The following is an 11,855-nucleotide window of genomic DNA, read 5'->3' as shown; positions in this document are numbered from 1 at the left end:
CGGAGCTCATTGGAGTATCGAGATCATTATGGATTTTCCTGCACATGTTCCATTGGCTGTTGCTACTCGAAACCAGCATGTGGAGCGGATTCACTGGGGATCAGTAGCTGTTGTTGATACCGAAGGGGCTTTGTTGGCCTATGCGGGCGATCCGGGAGCGATGATGTTTTCCCGTTCAACGCTCAAACCGTTCCAGGCCGTTCCTTTCGTGCGTGATGGCGGTGTCGAACACTTTGGGTTCTCCGATGATCAAGTCGCCGTCATGTGTGCCAGTCACTCCGGGGAAGCATCGCACGTGAATGCCGTGAGCAGCATGTTGGCGAAAATCCGGCACGAAGTGACTGACCTGGGGTGCGGCTGCCATTTACCGGACTTCTATAGCGCGGGCAATCTGCCGCCGGCCGGCTTCCACTTCGATCAACGCCACCACAACTGCTCCGGGAAGCACACCGGGTTTCTTGCCTATTGCCGCCTTCACGGGTTAGCCAGTGATTCCTACCTGGCACCGGACCATCCCTTGCAACGTGACATCCAGCGTGTCGTCGCATCGCTGAGCGGTGTTCCAGAAAATCAGTTTTGGGCGGGCACTGATGGCTGTAACGCGCCAAACCTCGGGATGCCTCTGTCACGACTTGCGTTGCTGTGGGCGCGACTGGCCAGCGGTGATGCCGGTTCCGACGCCAGCCTCAGCGCGGTATTGCAACGTCTGTTTGACGCCATGCGGCGCAATCCGCAAATGGTCTCCGGTACCGGCCGATCCGATCTGGGGATCACGCTTGCATCAAATGGCGACTGGGTCGCGAAAACCGGTGCCGATGGTGTGCAGACGGTAGGTATCCGTAGTCGAGGGTTGGGTGTGGCGGTGAAAGTCAGCGATGGCGATTTCCCTGCCGTGTTCGCCATCACCATTGCCGTACTCAAGCAACTGGGAGTGCTGGAGCAGGGAAGCGAAAGCCCGTTGTTGGCGCCCTGGGCAGATCCGGCATTGAACAATTGCAACGGCGCGCCGGTAGGCCAGTTGAAGGCTACGGTGCAATTGAAGTTTGTCTAGTACGGGTGCCTGCAGGGCATACATCAGACCTCCAACGCAGATCAGAAACCATGCTATCGACTCACGCGCAAAACCAGCAAACCCCGGCCATCTCACTACGCGCGGTCAATAAGTTCTTTGCCAGTCAGCAAGTACTGTTTGATGTTGATCTTGAGGTTCAGCCAGGTGAAGTGGTCGTGATTATCGGTCCTTCGGGCTCTGGTAAATCGACCTTGTGTCGCTGCATCAATCGCCTGGAAACCATCACCAGTGGTGAGATTTTTTTGCACGGCGAACGCCTGCCTGAAGAGGGCGGGGCACTGGCGAAAATGCGTGCCAAGGTCGGCATGGTTTTCCAGAGTTTCAATCTGTTTGCACATCGGAGCGCGCTGCAGAATGTTGCCATGGGCCCCCGAAAGGTCCTTGGAATGAAACGTCAGGACGCCGACGCGTGGGCAATGCAACAGCTCGAACAAGTCGGTCTGGCACACAAGGGGAAGGCTTATCCCGCGGAGCTGTCGGGTGGCCAACAACAACGCGTTGCGCTGGCTCGATCGCTGGCGATGAAGCCCAGCGTGATGTTGTTCGATGAACCGACCTCGGCACTTGATCCGGAAATGGTCAACGAGGTTCTGAAGGTCATGGTCGATTTGGCCCGCACAGGCATGACCATGGTAGTAGTCACCCATGAAATGGGGTTCGCTCGCTCCGCTGCCGACAGGATTATTTTCATGGACGCCGGCCGGATTGTTGAGAGTGCTCCACCGGAAACCTTCTTCAGCGCCCCCCGCTCAGAGCGTGCCCGGGAGTTTCTTTCCAAGATTCTGGCTCATTAATCAACTCATCTGAAAACACAATAAAAAGAGAGATCAACCATGCGCTCAAACCGGTTCGTTTCATTCAGCGTCTCCCTTCTGGCTTCCTGCATGTTCGCCACGTTAGCGTCGGCGACCACAGTCGATCAGTTCCCCGCAGATTCGACGATGGCGAAAATTCACCAGCGCGGAAAGCTGGTTGTTGGCACCTCATTGAATACGCTGATGTTCTCGTCCCGAAATCCCATGACTGGAGACGTTGAAGGCTTCGAGGCTGATCTGGCCAGGATGCTGGCTAAACAGCTTACAGGCTCCGAAGACAACATCGAGTGGGTCAGCACCACACCGGAAAACCGCATTCCTCTGGTCGAGAACAAACGCGTCGACTTGGTCATCGCCACCATGACAGTGACCGACGAACGCAAGCAGGTCATAGGCTTTGCGGGCCCGTATTACCTCGCCGGACAGGACTCTCTGGTAAGAATCGACGATCATTCGATCAACAAAACCGCTGACCTCGACAACAAGACTGTCTGCGTACTAAGCGGGACGACCGTAGAGCGCAATCTCAAACCATTGGCGCCTAGTGCCAAGATCGTGACTTTCAGCGATGCCTCCGCTTGTGTAGAGGGTCTGATAGACAAACGTTTCGACGCCTATGTCGACGATGGCGCCACGTTGGTCGGTGAGTCACTTCGCCAGCCCGGCAAGCTGCGGGTGGTTGGCACTCCGTTCACTGAAGAGCCCTACGGCATCGCCGTGGCCAAGGAAGACAAGGTTTGGCGTAGCTGGATCAGCAATCAGTTGGGGGCGGCTATCCAGAGTGGCAAGTGGCAAGAAATGTACGGCAAGGATCTTGAAGCCGGGCTGGGCGCACCGCAGGTGCCAGTGATCGAACAGTAAGAGCTCCGCAGAGGCGAACCTGATGTCTTATATCGAACGCTTTCTGGGGGGCATCGCGGTCAGCGTCGAGCTGACCCTGCTGTCCTTCGCCATTGCGATCGTTCTCGGGCTGCTTCTGGCAATCATGAGGGTGAGCCCATGGCCACCCTTTCGCTGGTTTGCCAGCAGTTACGTAGAACTCATGCGGATGATGCCGCTTCTGGCGCTGTTGCTGCTGTTCACCTTTGGACTGCCGAAGCTGGGCTTCATCTATTCGCTGTTCACTTCCACGGTCCTGGTCCTGGGACTGTATAGCGCGGCCTGGATCTGTGAAGTCGTGCGGGCGGGTATCAACACTGTGTCGATTGGCCAGATCGAAGCCGCACGCAGCATCGGGATGCGCTTCGACCAGATCATGGGCGAAGTGGTGTTGCCACAAGCCGTGCAGTCGGTCGTTGGACCTTTGGGCAATCTGTTCATCATTCAAATCAAGGCGTCGGCCATTGGGGCTGCGATTGGTGTCGCGGACATCACCTATACCGCGCAGAAGATCAACTTCGACACAGCCCTGGCCGTGCCGACCTTCCTCGGCGCCATGGGTGCCTATTTTCTGCTGACCCTGCCAGCCGGTTGGTTCTTTCGCTTTCTGGAGCAAAAAATGGCGGTGTTGCGATGAGCGCTGACAACTTGCTTTACGAACCGCCTGGTCCGATTGCCAGAAGGCGTAACCGGCTGATTTCGGTAATCGGCGTGTTACTGCTGTTGGGTTGCCTGATGGCGGTGGGTCATCGGCTCGATGCCAGTGGTCAGTTCGATGCCAAGCGATGGGAAATCTTCCTGCATCCGGGAACACTGCGCTTTCTGTTTGACGGCCTGGTGGCAACTTTGCTGGCCGCAGTGATCAGCATGGTATTGGCCTTCAGTCTGGCGTTGCCTCTGGCGCTTGCGCGGTTATCGTCCAGGCTCTGGTTGCGCACCTTGGCTGCCAGCTATATCGGTTGTTTTCGCGCGGTACCGCTGCTTTTGTTGATTCTGTTTACCGTCATCCTGTTGCCCTCGATCGGGTTGAACTGGTCAGCCCTGGGTTATCTGATTTTCGGCATGGTGCTGCACCACAGTGCGATGGCGGCAGAGATTGTACGTGCCGGTATCCTTTCTTTGGGGCGCGGGCAGAACGAAGCGGCGTTATCGATCGGCATGCGCGAACACCAGGCGATGATGTGGATTGTATTGCCACAGGCGCTGAAACTCATGTTGCCAGCATTGATCAGTGGCGTTCTGGCGATTGTCCAGGATACGTCCCTGGGGTACATCATTCCCTATGAAGAGCTGTTGCGCCGGTCCCAGCAAATATCCAGCTTCGCCCCACAATCACTGCTGCAATCGGCGTTTATTGTCACGGTCATGTATGGTTTTGTCAGCGCTTTGCTTCTGGCTCTGCGGCGCTGGATCGAACGACGGCAGGCCTACACCTCTCGAGCACTAATCCCTGAGGAAGGGGAGTTGTCTAAACTGAACACGCTGGTGTCGGCGAAATCGCCGGCATCAACGTGATGAGCGCCCGTGCGGTTCTGATACAGGAAGCTGTTGGCCGTTTAGGGTGAGCGCGCAGCCGGCTGGCATCCACTTTGATGCTGCTGGCGTCCACAGTAAAGCCATCACCATTGACCCAGCCTGCGTCCATGTTTTCGGTCCTTGCTACCCACTGACATCTCTGCCAAAGGAGTCACCCCATGTCAAAGCTATATCCCAGTATCGATCCCGAGGGGCTGGTCGAGTACTCAGTGGTCTACACCGACCGCTCGCTCAACCACATGTCGCAGTCATTTCAAGGCGTGATGAAGAACATTTCCAAGACCCTGAAACAGGTCTACAACGCCCAGGCTGTCGCGGTGGTCCCGGGCAGCGGCACATTCGGCATGGAAGCGGTGGCGCGACAATTTGCCACCGACCAGCAATGCCTGGTGATACGCAACGGCTGGTTCAGTTATCGCTGGAGCCAGATCCTTGAGATGGGCAACATCCCGGCGGCCACCACGGTGCTCAAAGCCCGACCGGTCGACGCGGGTCGCCAGGCGGCCTACGCCCCACCCCCTCTGGACGAAGTACTGGCCGCCATTGCGGCGCACAAGCCGCAGATTGTCTTCGCCCCCCACGTTGAAACCTCATCAGGGATTATCCTGCCCAACGACTACCTGCGGGCCGTCGGCGACGCCGTGCATGCGGTGGGTGGCCTGTTCGTGCTGGACTGCATCGCCTCAGGCACGCTGTGGGTGGATATGCACAAATGCGCAGTCGACCTGCTGATCAGCGCACCGCAGAAAGGCTGGAGTGCTTCCCCTTGCTGCGCCCTGGTGATGCTCGGTGCATTGGCCCTCGAGCGCATCGAGCAGACGCAAAGCAGCAGCTTCGCCTGCGACCTGAAAAAGTGGCTTCAGATCATGCAGGCCTACGAACAGGGCGGACATGCCTACCATGCGACCATGCCCAGCGATTCCCTCGCGCGGTTTAACGAAGTGATGAAAGAGACGCAAGCCTACGGTTTCGACAAGGTCCGCGACGAACAACAGGCGCTGGGCGATCGGGTGCGCGCAATGTTGACCGGCAAAGGCATCAAAAGCGTGGCCGCAGCCGGTTTTCAGGCCCCCGGCGTAGTGGTGAGCTACACCGATGATGCCGACATCAAGAACGGCAAGAAATTTGCCGACCAAGGCCTGCAGATCGCCGCCGGAGTGCCGTTGCAATGCGACGAGCCGGCCGACTTCCAGACCTTCCGCATCGGTCTGTTCGGACTCGAAAAGCTGCGCAATATCGAGCGCACGGTCAGCACTCTCGAGCAGGCACTGGATGAGGTGATGGTTAACTAAACCGGTATTCGACACCGTTACCACAGTGGTCTGGGACATGTTGAAAACCAAGGGCGTAGACACGCGCCGCCTGATCGGCTGGGGCCGGTTACTTCTGGAAGAGGCCTGATTGATATGCAACCTTTTGATACGGTGATTCGCAACGCCCGCGTGGTAACCGCCGCGGACACGTTCACCAGCGATATCGGTATTCGTGACGGGCGCATCGTCTCCCTTGGCCTGGACCTGCCGCAAGGTCACCAGGAAATCGACGCGGCAGGCCGGCATGTCACCCCCGGTGGCATCGACAGCCACGTGCACCTCGACCAGCCGACTGGCGACGGCTCGGTGATGGCCGATGACTTCTTCAGCGGCACGGTCTCGGCGGCCTGCGGCGGCACCACCACCGTCATCCCGTTCGCCTGCCAGCAGAAGGGCGAAAGCCTGCGCTCTGCCGTCGATGACTACCATCGTCGGGCGGGTAACAAGCCGGTGATCGATTATGCCTTTCACCTGATCGTCACCGACCCCACCCCGCAGGTGCTGTGTGAAGAACTGCCGGCCTTGATTGCTGAAGGCTATACATCGTTCAAGATCTACATGACCTACGATGCGCTGAAGCTGGGCGACCGGGAGATTCTCGAGACGTTGTCGGTCGCGCGCCGTGAGGGCGCCATGGTGATGCTCCACGCCGAGAACAGCGATTGCATCGCCTGGCTTACCGAGCGACTACTGGCGGCCGGGCTGACTGCGCCGCGCTACCACGCCGCGTCGCGGCCGATGCTGGTGGAGCGCGAAGCGACCCATCGTGCCATCGCCCTTGCCGAGCTGGTGGACGTGCCGATCCTGATCGTGCACGTGTCGGGTCGCGAGGCCGTGGAGCAGATTCGCTGGGCCCAGAGCCAGGGGTTGAAGGTGTACGCCGAAACCTGCCCGCAGTACCTGTTCCTGACCGCCGACTCGCTGGGGTGTGACGACAGCTTCGAAGGTGCCAAGTGCATCTGCAGCCCGCCGCCGCGCGATGCCGCAAACCAGCAGGTGATCTGGGATGGCCTGGAGAACGGCTCGTTCGAGATTTTCTCGTCAGACCATGCTCCCTTTCGCTTCGATGGCCCGGATGGCAAGAAGGCCCACGGTGAAGAGGTGTCGTTCGACCAGATCGCCAACGGCATTCCCGGTGTCGAAACCCGCATGGCACTGCTCTGGTCCGAAGGCGTGCGCAGTGGGCGCATCACCCCGCAAACCTTTGTTGCGCTGACCTCCACTAATGCCGCCAAGATGTATGGGTTGTATCCGCGCAAGGGCAGCATCGCTATTGGTGCTGATGCCGACCTGGTGATCTGGAACGAAGGTGAGTCGGTGCACCTGTGCAACGAAATGCTGCACCACAACGTCGATTACACGCCTTACGCCGGCATGACGCTGAGCGCCTGGCCGGCCATGACCTTGTCTCGCGGTGAGGTGGTCTGGGACGGCGAGCCGCGCGGTGAGGCGGGTCGCGGCCGGTTTCTGCCGTGCGAGCGCCCGGCGCCCGCGCAACTGCGCCGACGCAAGACTGAGTTGGCATTGTGAGTGCGGTCGCGCAGGTGGCTGCCACCCTGATTCGTGCTTGGCGTGAGGGGCGCCAACAACCGTTGCCAACCCTGGAACTGGCTAACGAAGCCGAAGCCTATGCCGTGCAGCGCCAGGTAGCGGATGCCCTCGGCTGGTTCGCCTCCGGGCCGCCAGCGGTCTGGAAACTGGGCGGCGCTCCGGGAGGGCTGATCAGCGCCGCCGGGGTACCGGCAATGGCGGTACACCCGTCGGGTTGGCAGGTTCCGCCGGGCGATGCCTTCGGTTTCGGGATCGAGGGCGAACTGATCGTGCGCCTGTCGCGCGACCTCGACCAGCACACTGATCTGGCCATGGCCTGTGCAGCGGTCGATGTGTGGATGCCGGGCATCGAACTGTGTGGCACGCGCTGGCTGCAGGGCGATCAGGCCGCGCCACTGCTTCGGCTGGCCGACCAGCAACTCAACCGCGCGCTGGTACTCGGTGCACCGCAAACGCTGGGGGACATGCCGGATTGGTCAAGACAACAGGTGGCGTTGCGGGTGGCCGGGGAACCTGAATTCGTCGGCGTTGGCAGCCATCCATTCGGTGAGCCGCTGAGTTCGCTGCCATGGCTGGCGCGTCACGCTGCAGCACTGGGCAGCCCCTTGCGAGCCGGTGACCTGGTGGCTAGTGGTAGCTGGACCGGTATCTACTGGGCGTCGGCCGGGGTGCAAGTGGAAGTTGAGTTTGCCGGGATAGGACGGGTTGCCTTGTCGACGTGATGCGTTTCAAAGGCTTGCTGATTTCCAGTTTACGGAGCCAGTCGGCGCATTGCTCCTGCTTAAAACGCGTGGGCTTTTGAGGCTTGCCTCTGGGTATTCCCTCAGGCCCCTCTCCCTACGTTGGCTTGCGAGTTGGAAGCGCTCTGCAAGACACCGCACTGTTAGAGATACGCCAGCGGCCATTCCAATCAATCAGATCCTCGTTCGCCGTCATAGCCAACCTCTCAGTTCTTTAGTTTTAGAAGCGGTTGATTGCCCCGCGCAGCAGAGGTTCAGCTATGCGCTCCACTTTACCTTTCGTAGCTTCACTCGCTACCGGCCAATTTCTATCTGCCACGTCAGACTGAAATCGCCCCGAGTCGCTGGACACGGATTGAGAAAGAAATCGGCATAAGGGGCGGGCGCCAGTACGGATTAGCTGAACATTGAACCTTCGTTTTTACAGCCATTTGTGAAGGGCAGCTAATGGCCCAGAGTGTGTAAAAACTCCAAAGCCAGCTCGGATGATTAAAAATCGCGTTCCATGTGAGATTCAGGTCTGTCGACTAGCCACACGTTTTCAGAGTTGACGTAGGAGTACGCACTTCGATTTTTGGGCGGTATTTTTAAACCGCCTGGCCCCAAAGAGGTCGGTCACGAATGCAGCAACGACTGCCTCGGCAAAACGCGCATTGTCGCATCTGTCCAGCGTCAGTAGGATTCGGTCATCGCTGACATAAATGGATGTGTATGTGGAAAGCATGCCGAGATTGGAAATTGAGCGCGTTGCGTATCAAGAGTTTTTAACTCTTTGGGAACGCGGAACATTCGAGAATCAGCGCTTAGGCCAAGCGTTCTATAACCATTTTCGGCTTCATCGTCTGAGCGACCAAACGCGCCTGTTCGGTCTCTATGAAACTGACGGAGACAAGGCCATAACCGCGATCTCCCGCCTGTTCCAAATCAGATAACTACGACCCCGCGTTTCGCGAGAGCAGGGTCAGCCTTGGGTCGATAGTCGCCTGTCATAAGAGACTGCATTGGCTCAGAGTGTGTAAACGCTTTTGCGAACCCTTGCTATGATTTCTGAGGATTTCATCGCAGGGATCGCCCATGAAGCGCTTTATCCAAGGTGAACATCGAGGCCAAGGCACCTTACTTCCCGAGAGCCTCGACGACTACGTCAGCGATACCAATCCGGTGCGCGTAGTCGACGTCTTCGTCGACGAACTAGACCTGGTCAATCTGGGTTTTGAAGGTGCGATCCCAGCCGATACTGGCCGGCCTGCTTACCACCCCGCGATCTTGCTAAAGATATACATCTACGGCTATCTCAACCGCATTCAGTCGAGCCGGCGGCTGGAACGAGAAGCTCAACGCAACGTCGAACTGATGTGGTTGACCGGACGTTTGATGCCGGACTTCAAGACCATCGCCAACTTCCGAAAAGATAATAGCAAGGCCATCCGAGGCGTCTGTCGCCAGTTCGTTGTACTGTGTCAGCAGTTGGGATTGTTTGGAGAACATCTGGTCGCCATTGACGGCAGTAAATTTAAAGCAGTCAACAACCGCGATCGCAACTTCACCAGCGCCAAACTGAAGCGGCGAATCGAAGAAATTGAATTGAGCATCAACCGTTATCTGGCGGCACTCGATGCTGCCGATCGACAAGAGCCAACAGCTTCCGAGTCCAGCGCCGTGCGGCTGGAAGAGAAAATCGCCAAGCTAAAAACTCAAATGAAGGAGCTTCAAGCGATCGAAATCCAGCTCAATGAATCGCCGGATAAACAGGTCTCACTGACCGATACAGACAGCCGCTCCATGATGACGCGCGGCACGGGAATCGTCGGCTACAACGTGCAGACAGCGGTCGATACTCAGCACCATTTGATCGCTGCTCATGAGGTGACTAACGTCGGTTCCGACCGCGATCAACTCAGCTCGATGGCCAAGCAGGCCCGCGACGTGATGGGGTCAGATACGTTGTCGGTGGTGGCTGACCGAGGTTACTTCAAAAGCGAACAAATCCTGGCTTGTCACGATGCCGGCATCACCGCCTATGTGCCCAAGCCGATGACCTCTGGAGCCAAGGCTGACGGGCGTTTCAATAACGATGCCTTCATCTGTGATGCGGCCAAAATCGATTACATTTGCCCGGCAGGAGAGTCGCTGAGCTGGCACTATTCCTACGTTGAAAAAGGCCTGAAGTTGCACCGTTACTGGAGTTCGAAATGCCAGGCTTCGCGTTGAAATCGCAGTGCACACCGAGCACGGAACGACGAGTTCGACGCTGGGAGCATGAAGCCGTGCTGGAGGACATGCAGCTTCGGCTGAGCAAAGCCCCGGAGATGATGCGAGTTCGAAAACGGACGGTTGAGCATCCCTTCGGGACGCTTAAACAATGGATGGGGGCGACGCACTTCCTGACGCGAAAGCTGGCCGGCGTGAGTGCGGAGATGAGGTTAAATGTGCTCGCCTACAACTTGAAACGGGTCATAAAAATCATCGGTGCCAACGGTTTGATGAAAGCGCTGTCAGCCTAAGAAAGGCTGACGTTGGCCCCACCCCAGAGGCTGTAAAAACAGCGCTGACGTGCTCCAGGACGCGACACCGATGCAACACGGAGCATTGACCGTGCGATGGCACAGCCAACGAACGTCGATGCTCCAGGAAGATAAGGTCATGAGTGTTTTTACACACTCTGGGCCAGAAGCAGACGATCGAGTCTAGTGAAAAGCTCAATATTAGGAGTGAAACAATGCAATGTAGTTGTGGCAGTCGGCGCGACCTCGTAGAGATTAGTCATAACTATGCGGAGTTTGTCGCTGGTTTACGCTGCCTTGAGATAGGCCAATGGATCAAACTATTGCAGTGTCTTGATTGTGGTCAGTTTTGGCGAACGGATGAATGGGATAAGTACCAAACCCTGTATGCGTTGAAGTTGAGTTCGCCAAAGGGCTGGGAGTCGGTCGATATAAAATCTTTGATAATAGAGCGTATGGTTGAGAATCACGGCGGATTAGATGCGTCTTTTTGTCTAGCTAAGGACTGCAAGCTACACGCACTCAAAGGGCGAGCATATTGCGTCCTACATTTTTACGACACTGGTGCAAGAGCTTGAGCAATCTGATAGGGCTGACTGAAACCGGCCAGAAACAGCCCATGGACACCCTAATGGCGAAGCAGTAGCTTGTGCAGCAAGCAGGCGATAAATGCTCCACTGTGGATCATCCCGCTCATGCGTGCTTTGCTTTGGACGATGTCAAGAAATGGGACCGAAAACTGAAGAGCTAATCTGCATTCTTGATCAGCTTGCAACCGTGCTTCAAAGCGATGGAGATACCCACTGGAGCTTTTGGATGCGTAAGGCAAGAGCCCGATTGCTGGCTTCTGATTTCTCTGGGATTGAGTATCTACTGTCAGCCTATGGCGGAATGGGCTCACTAAGCGATCTCATTCTTGGTCAAAGCTATGACGATGGCGTCCTTTTCTGGAAGCCAGGTCATGTCGAGCTAAACGAAAAATTCATTGAATTGCGCAACAAAGCGGAGCATCTCGCCAACGCAATAAAACGTTCTCAGGCTTAATCAGGCACCTGACAATTGCGACCGCAGCCGAGCTTGTATTCCCTTCGCATCACACCTTAGATGGCAGTAAATGAACCCAACTCTCCACTCGGCAGCAAATGGTCATCTGACACTCGATTTCAACGAGTTGTCAGACTCTTTTTGGCTATCGCTAGCTGAAAACTTGACCAGGCTCCACGGGTTCAAACGGGTGGGTTCACCCGTTATAGGCGTTAGTGAACAAATTCATCAAAGTTTCCAGTGTGCTGAGTTTAACCTTGCAGCCGGCTGGGACAATTGGTCTGGACATTACTTACTTTCAGAATCTGTGGCCGGCGATGCATTTCTGCAAAAGCTATTCAACCAACTCCGCATCTGACATGGGTTTCAAGTCATTCGCTTCGCTGATTGGGAGTGCGCAC

10 protein-coding genes and 1 pseudogene are annotated in these 11,855 nt (G+C 56.9%); all 11 read left to right on the top strand.

All coding sequences use genetic code 11. The annotated features are described in order from the left end of the window. Positions 1 to 28 precede the first annotated feature (28 nt). Positions 29 to 1,051 carry an asparaginase gene (locus tag C7534_RS14895; RefSeq protein WP_109786223.1) on the top strand — a complete coding sequence of 341 codons (1,023 nt, stop codon included), beginning with the start codon at positions 29 to 31 and terminating at the stop codon, positions 1,049 to 1,051. 50 nt (positions 1,052 to 1,101) lie between these two features. Continuing rightward, positions 1,102 to 1,866 carry an amino acid ABC transporter ATP-binding protein gene (locus C7534_RS14890; RefSeq protein WP_109786222.1) on the top strand — a complete coding sequence of 255 codons (765 nt, stop codon included), beginning with the start codon at positions 1,102 to 1,104 and terminating at the stop codon, positions 1,864 to 1,866. A 39-nt stretch (positions 1,867 to 1,905) separates the two neighbouring features. Next, entirely contained in the window at positions 1,906 to 2,748 is an 843-nt protein-coding gene (locus C7534_RS14885) for a glutamate ABC transporter substrate-binding protein (protein WP_109786221.1), read from the top strand. A gap of 22 nt (positions 2,749 to 2,770) precedes the next feature. Continuing rightward, on the top strand, positions 2,771 to 3,403 hold the full coding sequence (locus C7534_RS14880) for an amino acid ABC transporter permease (protein WP_109786220.1): 633 nt from the start codon (positions 2,771 to 2,773) through the stop codon (positions 3,401 to 3,403). After that, positions 3,400 to 4,281 carry an amino acid ABC transporter permease gene (locus C7534_RS14875; RefSeq protein WP_109786219.1) on the top strand — a complete coding sequence of 294 codons (882 nt, stop codon included), beginning with the start codon at positions 3,400 to 3,402 and terminating at the stop codon, positions 4,279 to 4,281. Before C7534_RS14880 ends, C7534_RS14875 begins: the two co-directional genes overlap by 4 nt. Positions 4,282 to 4,460: 179 nt before the next feature. Continuing rightward, positions 4,461 to 5,594, top strand: coding sequence for an aminotransferase class V-fold PLP-dependent enzyme (locus tag C7534_RS14870; RefSeq protein WP_109786218.1), 1,134 nt, complete (start codon positions 4,461 to 4,463; stop codon positions 5,592 to 5,594). 114 nt (positions 5,595 to 5,708) lie between these two features. Continuing rightward, on the top strand, positions 5,709 to 7,145 hold the full coding sequence (gene hydA, locus C7534_RS14860) for a dihydropyrimidinase (protein WP_109786217.1): 1,437 nt from the start codon (positions 5,709 to 5,711) through the stop codon (positions 7,143 to 7,145). Then, the gene (locus C7534_RS14855) at positions 7,142 to 7,888 is read left to right on the top strand and encodes a 2-keto-4-pentenoate hydratase (protein WP_109786216.1); all 747 of its coding nucleotides are present in this window, start codon (positions 7,142 to 7,144) and stop codon (positions 7,886 to 7,888) included. The genes hydA and C7534_RS14855 overlap by 4 nt, the downstream gene beginning before the upstream one ends. Before the next feature lie 731 nt (positions 7,889 to 8,619). Next, the gene (locus C7534_RS32825) at positions 8,620 to 8,838 is read left to right on the top strand and encodes a hypothetical protein (RefSeq protein ID WP_109786259.1); all 219 of its coding nucleotides are present in this window, start codon (positions 8,620 to 8,622) and stop codon (positions 8,836 to 8,838) included. Positions 8,839 to 8,980: 142 nt separating this feature from the next. Continuing rightward, positions 8,981 to 10,410 (top strand): annotated as a pseudogene (locus tag C7534_RS14845) (IS1182 family transposase). Between the two features lie 726 nt (positions 10,411 to 11,136). Then, on the top strand, positions 11,137 to 11,454 hold the full coding sequence (locus C7534_RS14835; RefSeq protein WP_109786214.1) for a DUF6966 domain-containing protein: 318 nt from the start codon (positions 11,137 to 11,139) through the stop codon (positions 11,452 to 11,454). The last annotated feature ends 401 nt before the right edge of the window (positions 11,455 to 11,855 follow it).

The organism is Pseudomonas sp. OV226, from assembly GCF_003148705.1.
Lineage (GTDB): Bacteria > Pseudomonadota > Gammaproteobacteria > Pseudomonadales > Pseudomonadaceae > Aquipseudomonas.
This window is presented reverse-complemented; position numbering and strand designations above follow the sequence as displayed.

Excerpts from the sequence above, each read along its gene's own strand:
- C7534_RS14835 (WP_109786214.1), top strand. The coding sequence starts at position 11,137 with ATGGGACCGAAAACTGAAGAGCTAATCTGCATTCTTGATCAGCTTGCA.
- C7534_RS14895 (WP_109786223.1), top strand. The coding sequence starts at position 29 with ATGGATTTTCCTGCACATGTTCCATTGGCTGTTGCTACTCGAAACCAG.
- C7534_RS14875 (WP_109786219.1), top strand. The coding sequence starts at position 3,400 with ATGAGCGCTGACAACTTGCTTTACGAACCGCCTGGTCCGATTGCCAGA.
- C7534_RS14880 (WP_109786220.1), top strand. The coding sequence starts at position 2,771 with ATGTCTTATATCGAACGCTTTCTGGGGGGCATCGCGGTCAGCGTCGAG.
- C7534_RS14870 (WP_109786218.1), top strand. The coding sequence starts at position 4,461 with ATGTCAAAGCTATATCCCAGTATCGATCCCGAGGGGCTGGTCGAGTAC.
- C7534_RS14885 (WP_109786221.1), top strand. The coding sequence starts at position 1,906 with ATGCGCTCAAACCGGTTCGTTTCATTCAGCGTCTCCCTTCTGGCTTCC.
- C7534_RS14890 (WP_109786222.1), top strand. The coding sequence starts at position 1,102 with ATGCTATCGACTCACGCGCAAAACCAGCAAACCCCGGCCATCTCACTA.
- hydA (WP_109786217.1), top strand. The coding sequence starts at position 5,709 with ATGCAACCTTTTGATACGGTGATTCGCAACGCCCGCGTGGTAACCGCC.